The sequence below is a fragment of the Pseudomonas sp. XS1P51 genome (genome assembly GCF_054897845.1).
On the sequence record NZ_CM142707.1, the window covers coordinates 5,615,308 to 5,638,571 of the forward strand.

The 23,264-nt window shown below is 58.7% G+C and carries 17 protein-coding genes; 1 reads left to right on the top strand and 16 read right to left on the bottom strand.

What is annotated here, in order from left to right:
- Positions 1-67: 67 nt before the first annotated feature.
- The 13 genes from yccS to betI form a co-directional block, all read right to left on the bottom strand.
- Complete coding sequence (gene yccS, locus ACYZUD_RS26060; RefSeq protein WP_462020784.1) at positions 68-2,251, bottom strand: YccS family putative transporter; 2,184 nt, start codon at positions 2,249-2,251, stop codon at positions 68-70.
- Between the two features lie 242 nt (positions 2,252-2,493).
- Entirely contained in the window at positions 2,494-3,672 is a 1,179-nt protein-coding gene (locus ACYZUD_RS26065; RefSeq protein ID WP_462020785.1) for a BaiN/RdsA family NAD(P)/FAD-dependent oxidoreductase, read from the bottom strand.
- Between the two features lie 143 nt (positions 3,673-3,815).
- Entirely contained in the window at positions 3,816-5,153 is a 1,338-nt protein-coding gene (dbpA, locus tag ACYZUD_RS26070) for an ATP-dependent RNA helicase DbpA (protein ID WP_462025116.1), read from the bottom strand.
- A gap of 230 nt (positions 5,154-5,383) precedes the next feature.
- Positions 5,384-6,811 carry a multidrug transporter subunit MdtD gene (gene mdtD, locus ACYZUD_RS26075; RefSeq protein WP_462020786.1) on the bottom strand — a complete coding sequence of 476 codons (1,428 nt, stop codon included), beginning with the start codon at positions 6,809-6,811 and terminating at the stop codon, positions 5,384-5,386.
- Between the two features lie 111 nt (positions 6,812-6,922).
- Positions 6,923-8,260, bottom strand: a complete 1,338-nt coding sequence (locus tag ACYZUD_RS26080) for a TldD/PmbA family protein (RefSeq protein ID WP_462020787.1) — start codon at positions 8,258-8,260, stop codon at positions 6,923-6,925.
- Complete coding sequence (locus ACYZUD_RS26085) at positions 8,260-9,702, bottom strand: TldD/PmbA family protein (RefSeq protein ID WP_462020788.1); 1,443 nt, start codon at positions 9,700-9,702, stop codon at positions 8,260-8,262. The genes ACYZUD_RS26080 and ACYZUD_RS26085 overlap by 1 nt, the downstream gene beginning before the upstream one ends.
- Positions 9,703-9,932: 230 nt before the next feature.
- Entirely contained in the window at positions 9,933-10,277 is a 345-nt protein-coding gene (locus ACYZUD_RS26090; protein ID WP_462020789.1) for an AzlD domain-containing protein, read from the bottom strand.
- Entirely contained in the window at positions 10,274-10,999 is a 726-nt protein-coding gene (locus ACYZUD_RS26095) for an AzlC family ABC transporter permease (protein WP_462025117.1), read from the bottom strand. Before ACYZUD_RS26095 ends, ACYZUD_RS26090 begins: the two co-directional genes overlap by 4 nt.
- Positions 10,999-11,991 carry a hypothetical protein gene (locus tag ACYZUD_RS26100; RefSeq protein ID WP_462020790.1) on the bottom strand — a complete coding sequence of 331 codons (993 nt, stop codon included), beginning with the start codon at positions 11,989-11,991 and terminating at the stop codon, positions 10,999-11,001. Before ACYZUD_RS26100 ends, ACYZUD_RS26095 begins: the two co-directional genes overlap by 1 nt.
- Positions 11,992-12,230: 239 nt before the next feature.
- Positions 12,231-13,490, bottom strand: a complete 1,260-nt coding sequence (locus ACYZUD_RS26105) for an IS256-like element ISPsy17 family transposase (RefSeq protein ID WP_462020791.1) — start codon at positions 13,488-13,490, stop codon at positions 12,231-12,233.
- Between the two features lie 115 nt (positions 13,491-13,605).
- Positions 13,606-15,309 (bottom strand): choline dehydrogenase, encoded by a 1,704-nt coding sequence (gene betA / locus ACYZUD_RS26110; RefSeq protein WP_462020792.1) that lies wholly within the window; start codon positions 15,307-15,309, stop codon positions 13,606-13,608.
- Between the two features lie 62 nt (positions 15,310-15,371).
- The gene (betB, locus tag ACYZUD_RS26115; RefSeq protein ID WP_462020793.1) at positions 15,372-16,844 is read right to left on the bottom strand and encodes a betaine-aldehyde dehydrogenase; all 1,473 of its coding nucleotides are present in this window, start codon (positions 16,842-16,844) and stop codon (positions 15,372-15,374) included.
- A 110-nt stretch (positions 16,845-16,954) separates the two neighbouring features.
- Positions 16,955-17,548, bottom strand: coding sequence for a transcriptional regulator BetI (gene betI / locus ACYZUD_RS26120; protein WP_462020794.1), 594 nt, complete (start codon positions 17,546-17,548; stop codon positions 16,955-16,957).
- Positions 17,549-17,927: 379 nt separating this feature from the next.
- Here betI and ACYZUD_RS26125 point away from each other — a divergent pair, with 379 nt between their 5' ends.
- The gene (locus ACYZUD_RS26125; RefSeq protein ID WP_462025118.1) at positions 17,928-19,877 is read left to right on the top strand and encodes a BCCT family transporter; all 1,950 of its coding nucleotides are present in this window, start codon (positions 17,928-17,930) and stop codon (positions 19,875-19,877) included.
- A gap of 198 nt (positions 19,878-20,075) precedes the next feature.
- On the opposite strand, the gene choV is transcribed toward ACYZUD_RS26125, so the two are convergent.
- The 3 genes from choV to ACYZUD_RS26140 form a co-directional block, all read right to left on the bottom strand.
- Positions 20,076-21,254, bottom strand: a complete 1,179-nt coding sequence (choV, locus tag ACYZUD_RS26130) for a choline ABC transporter ATP-binding protein (RefSeq protein ID WP_462020795.1) — start codon at positions 21,252-21,254, stop codon at positions 20,076-20,078.
- Positions 21,251-22,096, bottom strand: a complete 846-nt coding sequence (gene choW / locus ACYZUD_RS26135) for a choline ABC transporter permease subunit (protein WP_462020796.1) — start codon at positions 22,094-22,096, stop codon at positions 21,251-21,253. Before choW ends, choV begins: the two co-directional genes overlap by 4 nt.
- A gap of 77 nt (positions 22,097-22,173) precedes the next feature.
- The gene (locus ACYZUD_RS26140; RefSeq protein WP_462020797.1) at positions 22,174-23,124 is read right to left on the bottom strand and encodes a choline ABC transporter substrate-binding protein; all 951 of its coding nucleotides are present in this window, start codon (positions 23,122-23,124) and stop codon (positions 22,174-22,176) included.
- Positions 23,125-23,264: the final 140 nt, after the last annotated feature.

The window sequence follows — 23,264 nt, forward strand, 5'->3', positions numbered from 1 at the left end:
CATCGCGCCTGCGATCAATGTGGGAGCGAGCCTGCTCGCGAAGAGGCCCGTCCAGCCACCACCGATCTCAGGTTTCGCTGGTGTCTTTGATCAGATGCGCCGCCAACGTGCGCAACGGCCCAAGCTGCCGGCAGATCAACGCCAACTGCGTCTGCACCAACCGCTGCCCTTCATCGATTTCATCGGGCATTTGCTCAAGCGTATTGGCCAGCGCCTCTTCCTCATCACTCTGAATCGCAATCGGCAGTTTGCTCGCCAGCCCCTGGGCGATTTCGTCGATGCTGGCGGCCAGTTTCACCCCGGCACCGTCGATCAAATGCTCGCGCACATCCGGTGGCAGCTGGGTTTCCCTATGCGCGCCCAGCCCTGACAAGTAACTGAGCAGCGTGTGCGACAGCACCAGGAACCGGAACCCGACATCCGCTTCCTTACGGAAATGCCCCGGTTCCATCAGCATGTTGGCCAGGGTTGTCGACAGCGCGGCATCGGCGTTGTGCGCATTGCGTCGGGCCAGGCGATACGCCAGGTCATCGCTTTTGCCGGCGGCGTATTGCTGCATGATCTGGCGCAGGTAAATGCTGTTGCAGGTCAGTGTGTTCGCCAGCACTTTGTTCAGGCGTCGGCCCTGCCAGTCCGGCAGGAAGAGGAACACCGCCAGCCCGGCGATCAGGCTGCCGAGCAAGGTATCGAACAACCGTGGCAGGAACAGCCCGTAACCATCGCCCACCTGGTTGAAGCAGAACAGCACCATCAGGGTGATCGCGGCGGTTGCCAGGGTGTAGCGAGTGGTGCGGTTGATAAAGAACACCACCCCGGCAGCGATCGCGAAGCACGACTGGACCAACGGGTTCGGAAACAGATCGAACAGCGCCCAGGCCACCGTCAGGCCGATCGCGGTGCCGATGATCCGCTGCCCGAGCTTGCGCCGTGTGGCGCCGTAGTTTGGCTGACAGACAAACAGCGTGGTGAGGATGATCCAGTAACCCTGAGACGGGTGGATCAAATGCACCATCCCGTAGCCGATGCTCAAGGCCAGGGGCAAACGCAGCGCGTGGCGGAACAGCAGCGAAGTCGGCGTCAGCTGCGTGCGCAAGCGTATCCACACATCCTTCAGGCTGCGTGGCGAACGGTCGAGCAGGCTGCTGTCGGTGGCGTCGGCCAGGGCGTCGGGGTTGCTGGCGTCGCTGAGCAAGCGGTCGAGGGTGCCGAGGTTGGCCGCCAGCGCTCGCAACGATCGCAACAGGCCGCGCCAGGCCGGGTTGCTCTGGATGCGCAGGTGCTCAAGGGAGGCATGCAGGTCGCTGAGGGCTTCGGCGAAACTCGCGTCATAGATGAACGGCTGGCGCATCTGGATCGATTCGGCCAGTGCCCGGCAGGCTTTACCTTGCTGGCGCAGCAGGCGCTGACAGCGGAACAGCACGTCGCTGTGGAAGAACGCGTCGGCCAGGGCGTTGTAAGGGTAGTGCGAGGAACTGGCGCGCTCGTGGATGTCCTGAGCGAGGAAGTACAACTTGAGATAGCGGCTGACCTTCGAACCGGGTCGACCGTTGCCGACCCGGTGCAGAATGATTTCCTTGGCCGCGTTCAGCGCCGCGACAACCCGACCATTCTGTTGGGCCAGTTCCAGGCGACGCGCTTCCACGTCCATTTGCCGGATCGGCTCGAACAGCGATGATTTCAGCTTCAGGTAAAAGCCCAGTTCACGAAACAACCGCGCCAGGCTCTGCTGCACCGGCTGGTTGGAAAACATCGCCTGCCACAACACCGAGAGCAAGCCGTACCAGGCTGCACCGGCCACCAGCAGCACCGGCTCGTGCCAGAAATCAGTCACCGCGCCGCCGCGCTGGTCTACCCCAATCATGGTGTAGACCGACAAAATCAACGTCGCCGAGGCAATTGCGCCATAGCGTTCGCCGAGGGCGCCGAGCATGGTCAGGCCGAAACTGGCCAGCGCCAGCGCGATGACAAAGAGGATAGGGTAGGGGAACAGCAGTTCGACAGAGAGGGCGGCGATACTGAAACACACCAGCGTCACGGCCAGTGAATTGAGGCGGCCCTGCCAACTGTCGTCGGTCTCGGCCAGGGCGCTGGCGATGATCCCGAGGAACAACGGGATCAGCAGCCCCATTTCATCCTGATACCAACACAGCGCCATGCTGCCGGTCAGGGCGATAAACACCCGCACGCTGTAGCTGAATTTATCCAGCGCCCAGAGGCGACGCAGAGACTGACTAAACGGGGTCGATGGCATGAAGTGCGAAGGCCTTCCGAGGCAATGACGCTAAATTGAGCCAGTAATGACGTCGACGCAATGGCGCCGATCACATCTGACAGCAAAATCTGTTCCTTCCCTGTGCAAACCACCCACTTTGAAATTCGATTCCTGTAGGCGCTGTCGAGTGAAACGAGGCTGCGATCTTTTGACTTTGCTTTTTAAGATCAAAAGATCGCAGCCTCGTTTCACTCGACAGCTCCTACAGGGGCGCGATGGGGTCAGACGTACTGCGCGGCGGCGTAGCCGGAGGCCCAGGCCCACTGGAAGTTGAAGCCGCCCAGATGCCCGGTCACGTCGAGTACTTCTCCGATGAAATACAGGCCAGGGCTTTTCAGCGATTCCATGGTCTTGGACGAAACCTCACGGGTATCAACACCGCCGAGGGTCACTTCAGCAGTGCGGTAGCCTTCGGTCCCGGCCGGCACGACGTTCCAGCTCGCCAGTTTTTCGGCGATCTCTGCAATTTCTGCGTGGGTATACTGCTTCATCGGTTTGGAAACAAACCAGTTGTCCGCCAGCAGGTTGGCCATCTTCTTGGTGAAGATCTCGCCAAGCAGGGTCTTCAGCTCGCTGTTCGGGCGTTCGACCTGCTGCTGTTGCAGCCAGCTCGGCACGTCGTGGTCCGGTAGCAGGTTGATCTCTACCGTATCGCCGGACTCCCAGAACGAGGAAATCTGCAAGATTGCCGGGCCGCTGAGGCCGCGGTGGGTGAACAGGATGTTCTCGCGGAAACTCTGATCGTTGCAGCTCACCAGGCAATCCACCGACGTACCGGACAGCTCGGTGCAAAGCTCCTTGAGCTGATCGGTGATGGTGAATGGCACTAAACCTGCGCGGGTCGGCAGTAAATCGTGACCGAACTGTCTGGCGACCTGATAGCCGAAACCGGTGGCGCCCAAAGTCGGAATCGACAGACCGCCCGTGGCGATCACCAACGATTCGCAGGTGATCTGGCCCAGCGTGGTGTCCAGCAGGTAACCGCTTTCGAGCTTCTCGATGGTCTGGATCGAGGTGTCCAGGTGCAGGCTGACGCCGACCTGATCGCATTCGTTAAGCAGCATCTCAAGGATGTCGCTGGATTTGTTATCGCAGAACAACTGGCCGAGTTTTTTCTCGTGGTACGGCACGCCATGTTTGGCGACCATGCCGATGAAGTCCCACTGGGTATAGCGTGCCAGTGCAGATTTGCAAAAGTGCTCGTTCTGCGAGAGGAAATTGCCTGGTTCGGTGTACATGTTGGTGAAATTGCAGCGGCCACCGCCCGACATCAGGATTTTCTTGCCGGCCTTGTTCGCATGGTCGAGCAACATCACCTTGCGCCCGCGCCCGGCGGCGGTCAGCGCACACATCAACCCTGCGGCGCCAGCGCCAATGATCACGACTTCGGTAGAGCGCAAAACGGTGTCCTCTTGATGTGTCACCACAAAACTAACTGTGGGAGCGAGCCTGCTCGCGATGAGGCCTGCACATTCAACATAGATGTTGTTTGACAGTCCGCCATCGCGAGCAGGCTCGCTCCCACAGGGGAAGTGCGTTGTTCTTACAGAATACGAACGCGCAACGAACGGCCTTTGATTTTGCCGTCGTTCAGGCGCTGCAAGGCTTGTTTGGCGATCCCGCGTTCTACAGCCACGTAAGCCTGGAAATCGAAGATCGCGATCTTGCCGACCTGGGCACCCGGAATGCCGGCATCGCCCGTCAGTGCGCCCAGAATGTCACCTGGACGAACCTTGTCTTTACGGCCGGCGCCGATGCACAGCGTGCTCATGACCGGCAGCAGCGGTGCGCCGCCCTGGGACTTGAGGTTGTCCAGCTGATCCCAGCTCAATGGCGACTTCTGCAGTTGCTCGATGGCTTGGGCGCGGTGCGCTTCAGACGGGGCGACCAGGCTGATCGCAATGCCTTTTTCACCGGCGCGCCCGGTACGGCCAACGCGGTGAATGTGGATTTCCGAATCACGGGCCAGCTCGACGTTGATCACCATGTCCAGCGCATCGATGTCCAGACCGCGAGCGGCGACGTCGGTGGCGACCAGTACCGAGGTACTGCGGTTGGCGAACATGGCCAAAACCTGGTCACGGTCGCGCTGTTCCAGATCGCCCTGCAGGCCGACGGCGGAGATGCCTTTGGAGGTCAGGTGGTCAACGGTTTCCTGAACCTGCTGTTTGGTGAAACAGAAGGCAACGCAGGACGCTGGACGGAAGTGCGCGAGGACTTTAACCACGGCGTCCATGCGCTCTTCCGGAGATATTTCGTAGAAGCGCTGCTCGATCTGCGTATCGTCGTGGAACGCCTCGGCCTTCACGATCTGAGGGGTGCGCATGAATTTCGACGCCAGTTGCTTGATGCCCACCGGATACGTGGCGGAGAACAGCAGGGTCTGGCGGCGCTCCGGGGTCTGGGCGATGATTTCTTCGATGGAATCATAGAAGCCCATGTCGAGCATGCGGTCGGCTTCGTCGAGGATCAGCGTATTCAGGCCGTGGAGCACCAGCGAACCCTTGCGCAGGTGCTGCTGGATGCGACCCGGGGTGCCGACGATGATGTGCGCGCCGTGCTCCAGCGAAGCGATCTGCGGGCCGAACGACACGCCGCCGCACAGGGTCAGGACCTTGATGTTGTCTTCGGAACGGGCCAGGCGACGGATTTCCTTGGCGACTTGGTCAGCCAACTCGCGAGTCGGGCAAATGACCAGCGCCTGGCAACCGAAGAAGCGCGGATTGATCGGGTTCAGCAGGCCGATACCGAAGGCGGCAGTCTTGCCGCTGCCGGTCTTGGCCTGCGCGATCAGGTCCATCCCCTTGAGGATCACCGGCAAGCTTTGCGCCTGGATCGGCGTCATCTGGGCATAACCGAGGGATTCGAGGTTAGCCAGCATGGCGGCGGACAGCGGCAAAGTATTAAAAGCGGTGGCGATGGTGGTCACGGGACTGGCCTGCAAAACAAAATGTCGCGCAGTGTATCAGTCCCGCGCGCTCTACCTGCAAATTCTGGACGAATAGCCGTAGCAGCTGCCGAGGCACGAGGCTGCGTTGCGTGTCCGCAGGACTGCCCGTGAGGGCCGCTTCGCAGCCCGACGCAGCCTCGTGCCTTGGCAGCTGCTACAGATCAGTGCTCTATATCGTGCTCGCGGCTGACCGTCCGTCGGCCATCGTTTGGTGAAAGCTGCGAGAAGATCGTTGCAGCGAGCATCGCCATGATTCCGACGGTCACAAAGGTCAGCTGGAACGCGCCCAGAACCGTGTCCACGCCGTCGTTGCCGACCTCTGCGGTGAAGCCGCCGAGCAATGCGCCGGCGCAGGCAACACCGAGGCTGAGCGACAATTGCGCAACCACTGACAACAGGCTGTTGCCGCTGCTGGCGCTGGCGTCGTCGAGGTCGATCAGGGTCACGGTGTTCATCGCGGTGAACTGCAAGGAGTTGATCGCACCGAGGATCGCCAGCATCCCCAGCAGCAGCCAGTACGGCGTCTGCTCGCTGACCAGCCCCATGCTCGCCAGCATCAGCCCCAGCGCCAACGTATTACCGGTGAGTACGATGCGATAGCCCAAACGTTCGATCAGCGGCCGCGCCACCGACTTGGCAACCATCGCGGCAGCGGCCAGCGGCAGCATGCTCATCCCGGCCTGGGAGGGCGAATAACCCAGCGCCACTTGCAGCAGCAACGGTACGAGGAACGGCAGGGCGCCGCTGCCCAGACGGGCGAACAGGTTGCCGAGGATGCCCACGGCGAACGTCCGGGTCTTGAACAGCGACGGTGCGAACAGCGGATTATCGATGTGCCCGGCCCGCAACCAGTACGCCGCCAGACACGCCATGCCGCCGAACAGCAGCAACATCACCCGCAAGTGCGGCAGATGCAGTTCACCCAGACCCTCCATGGCGATGGTGATCAGCACCATCGCGGCGCCAAACAGCAGAAAGCCCAGGCTGTCGAAACGCGTGCGTTCGCTGCCGCGCAGGTCGGGAATGAATTTCCACACGGCGTAGCAGCCGACGACGCCGACCGGCAGGTTGATCAGGAAGATCCAGTGCCAGGTCAGGTATTCCACCATCCAGCCGCCCATGGTCGGGCCGATCAACGGGCCGAGCAGGCCGGGAATGGTGATGAAGCCCATGATTCGCACCAGCTCCGAGCGCGGGTAGGCCCGCAGCACCACGAGTCGCCCGACCGGCAGCATCAACGCACCGCCCAGGCCCTGGATCACCCGGGCGCCGATCAGCATGCTCAGGCTGCTCGACAGGGCGCAGAGCAAAGAGCCGAAGCTGAACAGCAAGATCGCGCCGAAGAAGATTTTCTTGGTGCCGAAGCGGTCGGCAATCCAGCCCGAGGCGGGGATCAGCAAGGCGACGGTGAGCATGTAGGCGATGATGACGCCCTGCATGCGCAGCGGATCTTCTGCGAGGTCTCGGGCCATGGCCGGCAGGGCGGTGTTGAGGATTGTCCCGTCGAGGGACTGCATGAAGAAAGCAATGGCGACCACCCACGGCAACCAGCGGGCGGTGACAGCGTCGAGAGGTTGGCGGTTGGGCATGGGGCCTCTTGTCAGTGTGAATCAGGTAGTCCGTGGTGACTTCATCGCGAGCAGGCTCGCTCCCACAAGGGAAACGCCGAACCTGTGGGAGCGAGCCTGCTCGCGATGCTTTTACAGCGTCAACGTAAGTCGGCTGATCAGCGCGCCAGGCAACAATGCCGAAGCCGTCGCCCGCTGACTGTAGGTGCTGGCCGACAGCAGCAATTCCCGCTCCTCGGTCAGCGCTTCCAGCTGTGAGCCGAGCAAACTGTAAGCGCTGTCATCAAACCGCATGGTGCTCACTGGCGCCTGAATCTCGCCGTTTTCGACCCAGAAGGTCGCAAACCGCGTCATGCCGGTCAGCCGTGCCGCCGGTTGGTCCGAGTAGTTCAGGTACCACAGGTTGCTGATGTACAAACCCGTGCCCAGTTGCTTGAGAATCTCTGCATCAGGCAACGCACCCGCCGCCATGTTCAGCGCAGTCGGCGATTCACCGCCGCTGGCGCCGTTGGCAGTCAGGCCGTATTCGGCAGCGCTACGTGAGCCGACCAGTTGCGCACCGGCCTTACCCTCGACAATCAGCCCCAGGTCACTGCGCGGATAACCTTCGCCGGAAAACGCCGGGCTCAACGAACCACTGACTTTTTCATCCAGCGAGACCAGCGGGCTGAATGAGCTATCGCCCCCGTAAAGCTTCTGCAGCGGGCTGCTTTTACTGGCAATCGACTGCGCCGAAAAACCGCCCCAGCACAGCATGCCGATGATTTCTTCCAGGGCCGCAGGTGCCAGGTAAGCGCGGTATTGACCCGGCGCCAGCGTGCGCAGCGGCCGACCGAGAAACTCCAGTTGCTCACGAGCCTGCTGGAAGCGCCTGGCAAACCCTTCGCTGTTCCAGTCGTGCCCGGCGTAACTGGCCTTCACCGCCTGACCGTTTTCATGGAACAGGCTGAAATCAAAGTTGAAGCTGTTGGCCTGATGCCAGCCGAATGCGCCCGAGGAGCTGGCGAAACCGCGACTGATCGGGCCGGTGGCGTAGAAACCCACCAGATCCAGCCCTTCGGCGGCCTGGGTGATTTCGGCAACCACCTGTTCGGTGTCCGGTAGCGGATGGTCCTGCACGTTCTTGCTCTGCCAGCCATTGTGGTTAAGCAGCAGGTACGGGTCCTTAGGCAGCAACGGCAGCGTTTCGCGCAACTGTTGCAGACCTTCGGCCAGGCGCTGAACATCGGTTTCAGCATCGCCGGAAAGGGTAATGTTCAGGTCGGCATGGCGACCCTCGTTGATCAGTTTGAGCCCGACGCTTGCCTGCTGCACCTGCCCGGCCTGACGGACTTTGGCGTGATTGAAACGCACGAAGGCTGACGACTCGGCGGCGTAGCTGAGGGTGAATTGCTCCGGTTCGCTGATCGCCTCGCGCAACCCGTTGACCAATGCCTTGAACGACTCGACCTGACTTTTTGAAGTGCTCATCAGGCATCTCCCCCAAACACATCAACGTTGCTGAACACACAGGCCGGCGACGCATGGCCGACGCGGATCACCTGGTTCGGTTCGCCCTTGCCGCAGTTCGGCGTGCCCAGGACTTTGAACGTGTTGGCGTCGCCGACGGCGCTGAGGCTTTTCCAGAACTGTGCGGAAATCGCCCGGTAGTTGGGGTTTTTCACCACGCCTTTGAGCTCACCGTTTTCGATCAACTGAGCCCATTCGCAGCCGAACTGGAATTTATTGCGCGCATCGTCGATGGACCAGGAACGGTTGGTGCTCATCAAAATGCCGTGTTCGATGTTGCCGATCAGTTGCTCCAGCGGCTGATCGCCGGGCTCGATGTTCAGGTTGGCCATGCGGTCGATTGGCGGACGGTTCCAGCCGCAGGCGCGGCTGTTGGCCACGCCATCCATGCCGGCGCGAAATTGCGACAGCGCGCCGCCCAATGGGCGCAGCAACAAGCCTTCTTTGATCAGGAACTGTTTACTGGCGGCCGTGCCGTCGTCGTCATGGCCGTAGCTGGCGAGCTGCTCGGGGATGTCCGGATCGAAGGTCACGTTGAGCAGGTTTGAGCCGTATTGCAGGCTGCCGAAGTCTTTTGCCTTGACGAAACTGGTGCCGGCGTAATTGCGTTCGTCGCCGAGGATGCGGTCCAGTTCCAGCGGGTGACCGATGGATTCATGGATTTGCAGCATCATCTGGTCCGGCATCAGCAGCAGGTCGCGCGGGCCTTGCGGGGTATTCGGTGCCAGTAGCAATTGCAGCGCCTGATCAGCGATTTTCGGGCCGGCGCCCACCAGGCCGCAGCGGCTGATCACATCAAAACCACCCTGTTGGCCGAAGTTCTCGCGGCCCAGGGTGCGGGTCTGGCTGTCGCTGCCGTCATACGCGGTGACTTCCAGGCTTGGGTAGACAAAACGCTGGGCCTGACGCAGTTCGGCACCGGCGCTGCTGAGGTAGATTTGCTCGACGTTGGTGATGCCGATGCTGACCTGCCAGTTCACCAGTCGCTCGTCCTTGGGCACGGACGCGGATTCGGCACCGAGCAGTTGGTAACAGTCGCTCAGGGACGGGAAGGGCTGGTCCAGGGTCGGCGAAAAGTAATCGGCGCGATCGCTGGAGACGGTTTGTTCGCGCAGGTCGAGCAGGGCGTGGGGCTTGAGTCGGCGGGCCTGTTGTTCGGCGCGGTCGAGGGCGGTTTGCAAGCCTTGTTGCGACAGGTCGTTCGTCGCGGCGTACGCTTCCACGCCGTTGACGCGAACGGTCAGCATCGCGCCTTCGTCACGGCTCAGGCTCGGAGGTTCGGCGACGTTTTTGCGCACCGACAGGTACTGACCGGACTCGCGCACATAACGCAGGGAAAAGAATTCAGCGCCCGTGCGCAAGGCAGCGAAGCGCTGCTTGAGCTGGGGGTGGAAATCGAACATTCGTGAACCTCCTTGGTATGGAGTGGCGGTGTAGCGGTACTGCGAGGGGGGGTGAAACGGTTGCGCGGCACTAGATTAGGCCTGGGTGGGGGGGAGTTCAAGGATGGATCGGTATGTGGGGAGTTGCTAAATGTAGAGATCGCGTGACGGGTTGGCTGATGATTGATGTTCGCGAACATTCCATTGCGGCTTGCTCGCGATCAATCCCACTGTCCGTCAATGGATTGCTTTCAACCGCTTAGGTAGAAGAACGCAGCCACATAAATGAAGAGGCTTGCAAAGAAAGAAGGCAGGATCTTTTTTGTTTTGGCGACCGCGATGAAGGTGCCCACAAGCAAGAATAGCTTCAGTGCGTCCAGCGTTTGAAATTGCTTTATCAATGTCAGCGCATCCATCTTGTTGAACGCGGTATCGTAAATGATGACCCCCAACATGGCTTGCGCGCTGTAGCTGATAAATCGATAAAAGGAACCCTGTGTTTGTGTCAGTGCAGTGCTGTTTTTGAAGGCAAAAGGCAGGGCACGAAATGCAAAAGCGGTGAGGGCGGAAAATGTGATTAGAAGCCAGATTGTCATGAAGCTGCGCCGCCTCGTTTTTTATAATTGTTTTCAATCAGCACGATCAATCCGCCAATTATGAAAGGTGTGCAGAGCAAGCTGTAATCCTTGAATAAATAAACCAGTAGAGGCGCCCCGAGAAAACCCAGCCAGTAACCCGACACTTCCGCGTAATGAGGCCAGTGCTTGCCCGCCAAGGCGGTAAACTGTAGTGGTAACAGGAGTGTCATGGCTGCATAGATAACCGGTGAGGTCAGTTCTGCACCCGCGATGAAACCGATGTAGGTGCAGATGATCGATACGCCAAAAATGGGTAGACCAAGACCGATCAAGTAATGGAAGGGATGGTCGGTTCGTTGTTTGAATCGAGTGATGCACCCAGTGAATATTGATGGCGTGATCAAAATCAACGAAGCCATGATTGTCGGGGTTGAGGTACTTCTTATATAAGGCGCAAGCGTGGCAGAGAGTAGTACGAAGCGAGCGTTTAGTGCCATGATGATTGGCAGCAATATCCATCCCTCATTGTGACTTTGTATAAGCAAAAACTGCAGTGGAGTAGAAAATATAAAAGCCGTCGTTGCAAGAGCCTGGCTTAAAGATAAAGATTGCGTGGCGCTTAAAATACCAATAGATAAGTAAAGAAAGATGAAGGCGACGCCAAACGTGATTGCGTCGCGTGCACCTTCCATAAATATGCTGGCGCCCGAAGCTCGAGCGGGCGCGCCCGCGATACCCATCAACTGGCCGCTCGTGTATAAGTTGTTTCATTCATTGAAAAGTATTGCTTTCTAGGACCCTTGCTTCGGAACAATAGTCGAGGCGTTGTATTGAGCGTCGAGTGATGCGCTTGGTCGTGAGCTTTGTTGGTATCGATATTCAGCATCGGGCGTGCATGCAATATCTTGTGGTTCGCTATGATCAGGAACGTTCCGGTTTCAGCTGTTGAAACATGATTTTTTGCGTTGGGAAGGCCCGCCCGGATTTTGTCCAGCACGTGTTGACCTCCATTTGTCGCACGCATCCGTTCACCGCTTTGCAAATCAACGCGAAAATCTAGCGAAAATTGATAGCCGTAAATGTCGGAATACTCAACGACTGGACGAGCCCGTTTTTTTAAACCGCTGACATTTTTTCCTGAAATGAACGCGGCTTGCATCGTGAGCAATTCGCCTAACTCTTGGTCGTCCAATTCGATTAGTAAGTCGTTTGGGAAATAATAGGCGGTGGGGGTGTTTGTGATGTCGCGGCAAACGGTCAGGGCCAAGTAATCAACATTCAGGCTTTCGTATAAATCATCGGAGTGTGGTGTGATGCTGCCATGTCCGTTACCCCATTCCCGATATTGTTCAGCTGAAGGTTTTAGATACAATGCTTTGTGTTCTTCGTACTCGTATTTTATATCGGTAAGGTGAAACAGGTCGGCCAAAGCCTCGTGCGCTGTTAAGGCAAGTTTTGGTGAGTCCAGGCTAAAGATATTTTTTATACAGATGGCGGCGTAGCCATTTGCCAAGCCTACTTTGTCAAAGTGAGAGGTATCTTCGTCGCGCAGGTAAGTTAGGAAAAGATTGATCAGTTGTATTTTTAATATATGTGTATCTTGGTTGTTGTTCTTTTTCCACCAGGAGTCAATGGCGCCAGATAGATAGCTGAAGTCGAGAGTAGTTGTTTTTTCTTTTGATATTTTTTCTCTAAAAAAACTAACATCCTTGGTTGGGTCGATGTTATGCATGTCCTTGGTTTCCATGAAATTTGTTGGCGTTGGGCCGAGGCGGGGCGCGGATATTAATGGAGGTTTCTAGTTGTGTGTAAATACAAGTGTTACCAGTTTTGTTTGAGTTTAAATTAAGTTTTTGGTTACTTGGTGTGATGATTGTTGTTTGTGATGATGAGCTTGTGCTAGACGAAAAGGGAGTATCAGTTTTTTTGTGTTCGGGCTGGTTAGGGCCTGCCGCCAGGCAGGCCGTTGGTTTACCAGCTCGGTCTGGTAAATCGGTCTCCGTACAGGATCGCAAATTGATTCATTGCCACTTTCCAGTCGTGTGCCGCATGGCCCCAGTTGGCTGTGATGTTGCGCAACCCAAGCCATATCAGTTTCGTCGCGGCCTCATCGGTCGGGAAGTGCCCTCGAGTCTTGATGATCTTGCGTAACTGGGCATTGATGCTTTCGATGGCATTGGTTGTGTAGACCACTTTTCGGATACCCGCCGGGAAGACAAAAAAAGGTATAACCCGATCCCAGGCGCGACGCCATGCAGCAACTACAGTCGGATACTGCTTACCCCAAGGCCCCGCTTCAAAGGCGTTAAGCTCTTGCTCGGCCACATCGGCATTGATTGCCTGGTAGATCGGCTTGAGCGCTTTGGCCAGTGCCCGACGCTTATCCCAAGCGGCATAGTCCAAGCTGTTGCGGATCAGATGCACGATGCAGGTTTGCAGCGTCGTGGCAGGAAAAACCGCTCCCAAAGCCTCCGGTATTCCTTTGAGGCCATCTGTGACGGCGATCAAAACATCTTCTACCCCACGGGTTTTGAGGTCGTTGAAGACCTTCATCCAAAACTTGGCGCCCTCGGTGCTCTCGATCCAAATCCCCAGAATGTCGCGCGTGCCATCGGGTAATACGCCCAGCGCCAGATAAATAGCCTTGTTGCGCACTAACCCCTCGTCCCGGATTTTGACCCGTAGCGCATCAAAGAAGATGACCGGGTACATAGGCTCCAAGGGACGCTGCTGCCAAGAGCCTACTTCTTCCATGACTGCATCGGTGACTGAGCTGATGAAGTCATGGGACACGTCGGTTCCATACTGCTCAGACAGAAAAGCGCGGATCTCACGCACCGTCATGCCCCGGGCGTACATGGCAATTATCTTGTCGTCGAAGCCTGTAAAACGGCGTTCGTGCTTGGGGATCAGGATCGGGGCGAAGCTACCATCGCGGTCTCTGGGGATATCCAGACGAAGCGGGCCGTCGTCGGTCAGAACCGTTTTGCCACTCTTGCCATTGCGCTGATTGGTCGACTCCTCAGGGCGCTCCGCGCCCTGAGCATAACCAAGGTGGTGACCAAGCTCGGCGCCTAGCGCACGTTCGATCAGCGCCTTCTTGAACGCCATGGAGGCGTCTTGAATGGCTTCGGCGCTCATCGGGCCTTTAACAAACTGCTCGATCAGTTCTTGGGGGATCGAGGGTAACTCCCTCGCTGCTGCATTGGCGGGCTTCTTTTTTGTCGGCATACATGCACCTCTAGCTACATGTTATGCCCGAACACAAAATTTCTGACAGTCTCGACGAAAAAAAACCGCCAATCCATTGAGGTTGACGGTTTTGGTTGAAGCGAGTGCGCTTACATTACTGAGCAGTCAGGCTCACATCCCGCAACGGCTTGCCACGCACCGGTGCATCGCCCGCCACGTAGTAATCGGCGGTGCTGCGCGGCAATGGCTTGCGACCACGAATCTTGTCGGCGATTTTCTCGGCGATCATGATCGTTGGCGCGTTCAGGTTGCCGGTGGTGATGATCGGCATGATCGAGGCATCGACCACACGCAGGGCTTGCATGCCATGCACGCGACCTTCGGCATCAACCACGGCCATCTCGTCGGTGCCCATCTTGCAGGAGCAGGACGGGTGGAACGCGGTTTCGGCGTGTTCACGGATGAACTGGTCGAGCTGCTCGTCGGTTTGCACGTCGATGCCCGGGCTGATTTCGCGGCCACGGAAAGCGTCCAGTGCAGGTTGCTGCATGATTTCCCGGGTCAGGCGGATGCCGTCGCGGAATTCCTGCCAGTCCTGCTCGGTGGCCATGTAGTTGAACAGGATGCTCGGGTACTCGCGCGGGTCCTTGGACTTGGCCTGGATGCGACCGCGGCTTGGCGAACGCATGGAACCCATGTGCGCCTGGAAGCCGTGCTCTTTCACCCCGTTGCTGCCGTTGTAGTTAATCGCGACCGGCAGGAAGTGGTACTGGATGTTCGGCCAATCGAATTCCGGACGGGTACGGATGAAACCGCCGGCTTCGAACTGGTTGCTGGCGCCGATGCCGGTGCCGTTGAACAGCCACTCGGCACCAATGGCCGGCTGGTTGTACCAGAGCAGCGACGGGTACAGCGAGACCGGTTGAGTGCAGGCGTATTGCAGGTACAGCTCAAGGTGATCCTGCAGGTTTTCGCCAACGCCCGGCAGGTCGTGGACCACCGGAATGTCGAGCTTGTTCAGCAGTTCGGCCGGGCCGACACCGGAGCGTTGCAGGATCTGCGGTGAAGCGATGGCGCCGGAGCACAGCAGCACTTCTTTGCGGGCACGGACTTCAACGCGCTCTTCAGCGGCGCCGATCAGGTAACGCACGCCGACCGCACGCTTGCCTTCGAACAGGATCTTGTCGGTCAGGGCGTGGGTGACGATGGTCAGGGTCGAGCGCTTCTTGGCGACGTCCAGGTAACCGCGAGCGGTACTGGCGCGACGGCCATTCGGCGTCACATTACGGTCCATCGGGCCGAAGCCTTCTTGCTGGTAACCGTTGAGGTCTTCGGTACGTGGGTAGCCGGCTTGCACGCCTGCTTCAACCATCGCGTGGAACAGCGGGTTGTTGCCGGCTTTCGGCGTGGTCACGCTGACCGGACCGTCGCCACCGTGGTAGTCGTTCGGGCCGATGTCACGGGTTTCAGCCTTGCGGAAATACGGTAGGCAATCGAGATACGTCCAGTCTTCCAGACCCGGCAGTTTCGACCAGTTGTCGTAGTCCATGGCGTTGCCGCGGATGTAGCACATGCCGTTGATCAGCGAAGAACCACCCAGGCCCTTGCCGCGACCGCATTCCATTCGGCGACCGTCCATGTGGGGTTCCGGATCGGTTTCGTAGGCCCAGTTGTAGCGACGGCCTTGCAGCGGGAACGCCAGGGCTGCCGGCATTTGCGTGCGGAAATCGAGACGGTAATCCGGGCCGCCGGCTTCGAGCAGCAGGACGGTGACGCCTTCGTCTTCAGTCAGACGGGTCGCCAGGGTGTTACCGGCGGAGCCGGCACCGATGATGATGTAATCGAATTCTTGGGACATTGAATGCACCCTCTTTGAAGTTGGTCAGGTCAGGCGAGTGCGCAGGCGAAGCAAAATCCGCCTTAGAAAACCGAGGCGTAATCGCCCAGTTCGACCTGTACCGATTTGATGCGTGTGAAGTTGTTCAGCGAGCTGATGCCGTTCTCACGGCCCACGCCCGACTGCTTGTAGCCGCCGACCGGCATCTTGGCGTCGGACTCGCCCCAGGCGTTGATCCAGCAGATACCGGCTTCCAGTTGATGAATCACGCGGTGAGCGCGGTTCAGGTCCTTGGTCACGACGCCAGCGGCCAGGCCGAAGTCGGTGTCGTTGGCGCGACGGATCACTTCTTCTTCGGTTTCGTAGCTGAGGATGCTCATCACCGGGCCGAAGATTTCTTCGCGAACGATGGTCATCTCGTCGGTGCAGTCTGTGAACACGGTCGGTGCCACGAACGCGCCTTTGGCGAATTCGCCGTCGGTCAGACGACCGCCGCCGCACAGCAGGCGAGCGCCTTCTTCCTTGCCCTTGGCGATGTAACCCAGCACGCTTTCCATGTGGGCGAAGCTGACCAGCGGGCCGAAGTTGGTGTTTTCGTCTTCCGGGTTGCCAACGCGGATGCGCGCAACGCGTTCAACGATCTTGGCTTCGAATGCAGCTTTCAGGTGGCTCGGTACGAACACGCGAGTGCCGTTGGTGCAGACCTGGCCGGAGCTGTAGAAGTTGGCCATCATCGCGGTGTCGGCGGCGCGATCGAGGTCGGCGTCGTCGAAAATGATCAGCGGGGATTTGCCGCCCAGTTCCATGGTCACGTCTTTGAGCGAAGAGCCCGAAGCGCTGGCCATGACCTTCTTGCCGGTGTCGGTGCCGCCGGTGAAGGAGATTTTTTCAATGCGCGGGTGCTCGGTCAACCAGGTGCCGACTTCACGGCCGCTGCCGGTCAGGACGTTGAACACGCCTGCCGGAACGCCAGCTTCGGTGTAGATCTCGGCCAGTTTCAGCGTGGTCAGAGAGGTGACTTCGCTTGGCTTGAAGATCATCGCGTTACCGGCTGCCAGGGCAGGGGCGGACTTCCAGAGGGCGATCTGGATCGGGTAGTTCCACGCGCCGATACCGGCCACGACGCCCAGCGGCTCGCGACGGGTGTAGACAAACGATGTGGTGCGCAGCGGGATCTGCTCGCCTTCAATGGCCGGGACCAGACCTGCGTAGTATTCCAGCACGTCAGCGCCGGTGACGATGTCGACGTAGCGGGTTTCGGAGTACGACTTGCCGGTGTCCAGGGTTTCCAGGGCGGCCAGTTCATCGTTGCGCTCGCGCAGGATGTCCACGGCACGACGCAGGATGCGCGAACGCTCCATGGCCGTCATCGCGGCCCAGATTTTCTGGCCCTTTTCGGCGCTGACCACAGCACGCTCGACGTCTTCCTTGGTCGCCCGCTGTACTTTTGCGAGGACTTCACCGTTAGCCGGGTTGATGGCTTCGAAGGTGGCGTCGCTGCTGGCGTCACTGAAGCCGCCATCGATGTAGAGTTTTTGCAGTTCGAAACGGGCCATAAAGTCCTCGCAAGTGCATAAGTTGGTTGGCGTTAACCACTGGGGCGTGCCGTGTAGCGTTGGCGGCGCTGGTCAGTGGCGGTTCAGGGGCTGAGCGTTTTCTGTGTGCTCTAACTCACCTGCTTGGCCAGTTGGAAATCCATGTATTCGTAAGCGATCCGGTGCGCCTGCGCGGTGTCGAAAGCATCTCCCGACAGCGCGCCGCGCAACCACAAACCGTCAATGAGGGCTGCCAGGCCGCGGGCTGCACTGCGCGCGTCATCGAGCGGCAATACACGGCGGAACTGGCAGCACAGGTTGGAATACAGACGGTGATCGTTGATCCGCTGCAACCTGTGCAAAGACGGGTGGTGCATGCTGGTGGCCCAGAAGGCCAGCCAGGTTTTCATTGCCGGGCCATTGACCTGGCTGGCGTCGAAGTTGCCTTCGATAATCACCTGAAGGTGGGCCCGTGGGCTGTTGTCCTCCAGCGCCTGACGGCGCGCGGTGACGTTCTCGCTGAGGACACTCATCAGGTACTGCGCCGTGGCAGCGATCAGGCCGTTCTTGTCCTGAAAGTAATGACTGATGATGCCATTCGAGACACCGGCCAAACGGGCGATCAGCGCAATGCTGGCGTCCCCCATCCCGACCTGATCGACAGCCTGCAATGTGGCTTCGATCAATTGCTGGCGGCGGATGGGTTGCATACCGACCTTGGGCATCTTGCATATCTCCTTAGGCCTTCCGGCGGACGTAAAACGTCTATCGGATTGAAGGCCAGTCTATTTTGTTTTGATTGAACGTTCAATCAACAAAGAATAAGATCTGCGACAAATCGTCGCTGCTTACAGATTTTTCCTACGTGTAAATGGCGATAAAGCGACATCCAAAACTGCTCGAAACCTATACGCACTGGCGTTCCTGGGGATCGGGCTTTTTTTGGGGTGTCTTTATATCACCCGCCGGTCGGCTGCCAACTAACCGATTGGTCGGGTACCGCGTTGCCTTGTGTTCTTCTCTCGCACTGCCTGGAGCATCTGTGCCATGAGTTCTGCCTCTCTTATAAAGACCCCACCCAAGAAGGTGACGGTCAACGGTTGGGTGTTCTACACCTCTACCGCGCTGATTCTGTTGTTGACCACCATTCTGATCATCGCCCCTCAAGAGGCCGGCAGAATGCTCGGAGTGGCTCAGGCCTGGTTGTCCCGCAGCTTTGGTTGGTACTACATGGTGGTGATCGCCGCTTACCTCGTTTTCGTGGTCGGCCTGGCGTTTTCGTCCTACGGCAAACTCAAACTGGGCAGCAAGGACGATACCCCGGACTTCAGCTACGGCGCCTGGGCGGGGATGCTGTTCTCGTCGGGTATCGGCATCTCGCTGTTGTACTTCGGTGCTTCCGAGCCGCTGGACCATTACTTCAATCCGCCGGAAGGCGTGGCCGGCAGCAATCTCGCTGCACGTCAGGCGGTTCAGCTGACGTTCCTGCACTGGGGGTTGCATGGCTGGGCGATTTACGCGCTGGTCGGTTTGGCCGTTGCCTACTTTGCTTACCGGCATAACCAGCCGCTGGCGTTGCGTTCGGCGTTGTATCCGCTGGTCGGCGAGCGTTGGGTCAAAGGCGCGGCCGGTCATGCGGTGGACGGCTTTGGCATGTTCGTGACCCTGCTGGGTCTGGTGACGAACCTGGGGATTGGTTCGCTGCAAGTGTCGTCCGGGCTGGAAAACCTGTTCGGCATGGAACACAGCAACACTAACCTGTTGATCGTGATCATCGTGATGAGCACCGTGGCGACCATCGCTGCCGTGTCCGGCGTGGAAAACGGCATTCGTCGCCTGTCCAACCTGAACATTGTGCTGTTCAGCGGCTTGCTGATTTTCGTTCTGCTGTTCGGCCCGACGTTGCACCTGCTCAACGGCTTCGTGCAGAACATCGGTGACTACCTGAACGGCGTGGTGCTGAAGACGTTCGATCTCTACGTTTACGAAGGCGACACTGAGAAGTCCGACCGCTGGTTGGGCCTGTGGACCCTGTTCTACTGGGCCTGGTGGATTTCTTGGGCCCCATTCGTGGGCATGTTCATCGCGCGTATTTCCCGTGGTCGCACGGTGCGTGAACTGGTGGCCGGCGTGCTGCTGATTCCGCTGGGCTTTACCCTGGCGTGGCTGTCGATTTTCGGTAACTCGGCCCTGGACCTGGTGATGAACCATGGGGCGGTGGAACTCGGGAAGACGGCGCTGGAACAGCCGTCGATGGCAATCTACCAGTTGCTGGAGCATTACCCGGCGTCGAAGGTGGTGATCGGTGTGTCGATCTTCGTCGGTTTCGTGCTGTTCCTGACCCCGGCGGATTCCGGCGCGGTGATGATGGCCAACCTTTCGTGCAAGGGTGGCAACGTTGACGAAGATGCCCCGCACTGGCTGCGGATCTTCTGGTCGGTGGTGATCACGCTGGTGACCATCGGCCTGCTGTTCGCCGGTAACTTCGAAGCCATGCAAACCATGGTGGTGCTGGCCGGTCTGCCGTTCTCGGTGGTGCTGGTGTTCTTCATGTTCGGCTTGCACAAGGCCATGCGCCAGGACGTGCAGATCGAACAGGAGCAAGCGGAACTCGCAGCGCGCGGTCGTCGTGGTTTCAGCGAGCGTTTGACTCAGTTGGACCTGCAACCGAACCAGTCGATCGTTCAGCGCTTCATGGACAAGCAAGTCAGCCCGGCGCTGGAAGAGGCCGTGGTTCAGTTGCGTGGTAAAGGGCTGGACGTGCAAACGCTGCTGGGCAAGGCCAAGCGCTGCATGGGCCTGCGGATCGAGATGGAAGAAGGCAACCCTTTTGTCTACGAAGTGAGCCTGGATGGTTATCTGGCGGCGGCGAGCGACACGGTGTCTGCTGAGAGTGCTGATGAACCGCGCGCACGTTACTACCGCGCCGAGGTGTACCTGCACAACGGCAGCCAGGACTACGACCTGATGGGCTTCACTCAGGATCAGATCACCCGTGACGTGCTCGATCAGTTTGAAAGCCATCGGCAGCTCCTTGGCCGTGTCTATAGCTGAGTGTTGAACAAGCGTGGTGTTTCTGACTGAAGCACCGCGTCGCCTTCTTCGCGAGCAGGCTCGCTCCCACATTGGAATGCATACCCCTGTGGGAGCGAGCCTGCTCGCGAAGGGGCCATCAGCCGCAATACTGTTTGACCCGATATCCCGTAAACAAAAACGCCGCGATCCTCTCGCGGCGTTTTTGTGTCTGCTGCCTTAGCCCAGGTTCTTGCCGAGCAGCGCGTGATACAGCTCGCTGTCGCCGAGAATCCCGACCACTTTGTTGTTGTCGTGCAGCACCAGCTTGTTGCCGGTCTGATAACGAATCTGCAGCGCATCGCGCATGCCGATGTTGGAGTCCACCAGTGTCGGCCGCCGGCCCAGGCCTTCAACCGCCTGCCCGGGGATCCAGTTTTGCAGGTCCAGGCTTGCGCCGTTCTGGCGTGCGCCCTTGATGGTGTTGCCTTCTGCCAGGTCCAGCCACGAATCGCCGCCCGGATCGAGGCATACCGAACCGTTGATGCGTTTGCAGTTGTCCAGGGTGCGCATCAGGCTGCGACCGCACAGAACGTTCAGCGGGTTGGTATGCGCGACGAAGGTCCGCACGTAATCGTCCGCCGGGTTCAACACGATTTCTTCGGGTTTGCTGTACTGAATGATCCGACCGTCTTTCATGATCGCGATACGGCTGCCGAGCTTCAGGGCTTCATCGAGGTCGTGGCTCACGAAAACGATGGTTTTGCTGAGCTTGCGTTGCAGTTCCAGCAGTTCGTCCTGCAGGCCTTGGCGGATCAGCGGGTCGAGGGCCGAGAACGGTTCGTCCATCAGCAGAATGTCGGCGTCCATCGCCAGGGCGCGGGCCAGGCCCACGCGTTGTTGCATACCACCGGAGAGCTCGTCGGGCTTCTTGTTGCGCCACTGGGTCAGGCCCACCAGCTCAAGCTTTTCGTCCACCAGTTTGCGGCGTTCTTTCTCGGGTCGGCCCTGCATTTCCAGGCCGAAGCTGATGTTCTCGCGCACCGTCAGCCAAGGCATCAGGGCGAACTTCTGGAACACCATCGCGATGCGCTTGGTGCGCATCATTTTCAGTTCCGCCGGGGTACAGGAAGCGATGTCGATCTGCTTGCCGTCGTGCTCGACGAACAACTTGCCGCGGCTGACGGTGTTGAGGCCGTTGATGCAGCGCAGCAGGCTGGATTTACCGGAGCCGGACAGGCCCATCAGTACGCAGATTTCACCTTTTTCAACGTCCAGGCTGGCTTTTTCAACGCCGACAATTTGCCCGGTCTTTTTCAGGATCTGGTCGCGGGTCATGCCCTGGTCGAGAAGCTTGAGCGCCTCGCGCGGGTCTTTTGAAAAGATTACGTCGACGTCTTCGAACCGAATAATGCTCATGCGTCACCCCCTACTTTGGCGTCGGGTTGTTTGCAGATACGGTCGAGCATGATCGCCAGCAGTACGATCGCCAGGCCGGCTTCGAAGCCCAGGGCGATATCAGCAGTGTTCAGTGCGTTGACCACGGGTTTGCCCAGGCCGTCGGCGCCCACCAGTGCCGCGATCACCACCATCGACAACGACAGCATGATGCACTGGGTGATACCGGCCGCGATGCTTGGCATGGCGTGGGGCAATTCAATCCGTGAAAGCAGTTGACGACGCGAGCAGCCGAAGGCTTTGCCGGCGTCCATCAGTTCCTGGGGAACATCGCGAATGCCCAGGTAGGTCAGGCGGATAGGCGCGGCAATCGCGAACACTACCGTGGAGATCAGACCCGGGACCACACCCAGACCGAAGAGGGTCAGGGTAGGAATGAGGTAAACGAAGGTCGGTACGGTCTGCATCAGATCGAGCACCGGACGCATCAGTGTGTAGAACATCGGTTTGTGCGCGGCAACGATGCCGAGCGGCACGCCGATGACCACGCAGACCAGGGTAGCGAATAGCACCTGGGCGAGGGTTTCCATGGTTTCCTGCCAGTACCCCAGGTTGAGGATCAGCAGGAAGGAGGCAATGACGAAAACGGTCAGGCCCCATTTGCGTTGAATGAAGTGTGCCAGTAGCGCGATGAGGCCGATCAATGCCAGCGGGTTGAACCAGGTCAGCGCAAAAGTCACGCCGTGGATCATCGTTTCCAGTGACACGGCGATTGCGTCGAACGTGTTGGCGCCGTGTTGCGTCAACCATTCAACGAAGCCCGCGATGTACTGGCCTAAAGGGATTTTCTGATCAATCAGCATGGTAGTGAACGTCCGCATGCAAGGAAATAAACAGCCCGGGCGAGCTGGCTCGCCCGGCGTAAGCGATGCTTCCTAATTCAAGGCTGCGCGAGCTTGGCTTTCACGGCCTCCAGGCCTGGTTTACCGTCAATGGTGGTCACGCCAGCGAGCCAGGTATCGAGCACCTGTGGATTCTTTTTCAGCCAGGCCTTGGCGGCCGCGTCAGGCTTCATTTTGTCGTCCAGGACGTTGCCCATCAGCGTGCTTTCCATGTCGAGGGTGAACACCAGGTTTTTCAGCAACTGTCCTACGTTGCTGCATTCCTGTGCGTAGCCCTTGCGGGTGTTGGTGTAGATGGTCGCCTGGCCGAAGTTCGGGCCGAAATACTCGTCGCCGCCGGTCAGGTACTTCATCTTGAAACGCGTGTTCATCGGGTGTGGTTCCCAGCCCAGGAACACCACGGCGGTGTTGCGGCGCTGGGCGCGATCGACTTGCGAGAGCATGCCTGCCTCGCTGGACTCGACTACCTTGAAGCCGGCTGCTTTCAAGCCGAAGGCGTCCTTGTCGATCATGCTCTGGATCAGACGGTTGCCGTCGTTACCCGGTTCGATGCCGTAGATCTTGCCGTCGAGTTCTTTCTTGAACTTGGCGATGTCGGCGAAATCCTTCAGACCCTTGTTATACAACTCTTCGGGGACGGCGAGTGTGTATTTTGCGTTTTCCAGGTTGGCGCGCAGGGTGTCCACGGTGCCGGCTTCGCGGTAGGCCTTGATGTCGTTTTCCATGGTCGGCATCCAGTTACCCAGGAATACGTCCATGTTCTTGCCGTCGGCCAGGGATTTGTAGGTCACTGGAACGGAAATCATCGTGGTCTTGGTTTTGTAGCCCAGGGCATCGAGGACGACACTGGTGGTGGCGGTGGTGACGGTAATGTCAGTCCAGCCGACATCGGAGAAGTTTACGGTGCTGCATTGAGCCGGTTCTGCGGCTTGCGCCAGAACCGGCAGACTTAGCATGGCGGCCAACAACAACGACGGGGAACCTTTCATGGATGGACTCCTTGGTGTTTTTTTTGGCAGTGTTCCGACTGGACCACCGCACTTATAGGTTGCGGTTGGATGGCGTTCTGGAGACAGCTTTACCACGGCGCCTTGCAATCGAGTCGATACGATCATGTACCAGTGAAAAT

Excerpts from the sequence above, each read along its gene's own strand:
- yccS (WP_462020784.1), bottom strand. The coding sequence starts at position 2,251 with ATGCCATCGACCCCGTTTAGTCAGTCTCTGCGTCGCCTCTGGGCGCTG.
- dbpA (WP_462025116.1), bottom strand. The coding sequence starts at position 5,153 with ATGCTGGCTAACCTCGAATCCCTCGGTTATGCCCAGATGACGCCGATC.
- mdtD (WP_462020786.1), bottom strand. The coding sequence starts at position 6,811 with ATGCCCAACCGCCAACCTCTCGACGCTGTCACCGCCCGCTGGTTGCCG.
- ACYZUD_RS26080 (WP_462020787.1), bottom strand. The coding sequence starts at position 8,260 with ATGAGCACTTCAAAAAGTCAGGTCGAGTCGTTCAAGGCATTGGTCAAC.
- ACYZUD_RS26085 (WP_462020788.1), bottom strand. The coding sequence starts at position 9,702 with ATGTTCGATTTCCACCCCCAGCTCAAGCAGCGCTTCGCTGCCTTGCGC.
- ACYZUD_RS26090 (WP_462020789.1), bottom strand. The coding sequence starts at position 10,277 with ATGACAATCTGGCTTCTAATCACATTTTCCGCCCTCACCGCTTTTGCA.
- ACYZUD_RS26095 (WP_462025117.1), bottom strand. The coding sequence starts at position 10,999 with ATGGGTATCGCGGGCGCGCCCGCTCGAGCTTCGGGCGCCAGCATATTT.
- ACYZUD_RS26100 (WP_462020790.1), bottom strand. The coding sequence starts at position 11,991 with ATGCATAACATCGACCCAACCAAGGATGTTAGTTTTTTTAGAGAAAAA.
- ACYZUD_RS26105 (WP_462020791.1), bottom strand. The coding sequence starts at position 13,490 with ATGCCGACAAAAAAGAAGCCCGCCAATGCAGCAGCGAGGGAGTTACCC.
- betA (WP_462020792.1), bottom strand. The coding sequence starts at position 15,309 with ATGTCCCAAGAATTCGATTACATCATCATCGGTGCCGGCTCCGCCGGT.
- betB (WP_462020793.1), bottom strand. The coding sequence starts at position 16,844 with ATGGCCCGTTTCGAACTGCAAAAACTCTACATCGATGGCGGCTTCAGT.
- betI (WP_462020794.1), bottom strand. The coding sequence starts at position 17,548 with ATGCCCAAGGTCGGTATGCAACCCATCCGCCGCCAGCAATTGATCGAA.
- choV (WP_462020795.1), bottom strand. The coding sequence starts at position 21,254 with ATGAGCATTATTCGGTTCGAAGACGTCGACGTAATCTTTTCAAAAGAC.
- choW (WP_462020796.1), bottom strand. The coding sequence starts at position 22,096 with ATGCTGATTGATCAGAAAATCCCTTTAGGCCAGTACATCGCGGGCTTC.
- ACYZUD_RS26140 (WP_462020797.1), bottom strand. The coding sequence starts at position 23,124 with ATGAAAGGTTCCCCGTCGTTGTTGTTGGCCGCCATGCTAAGTCTGCCG.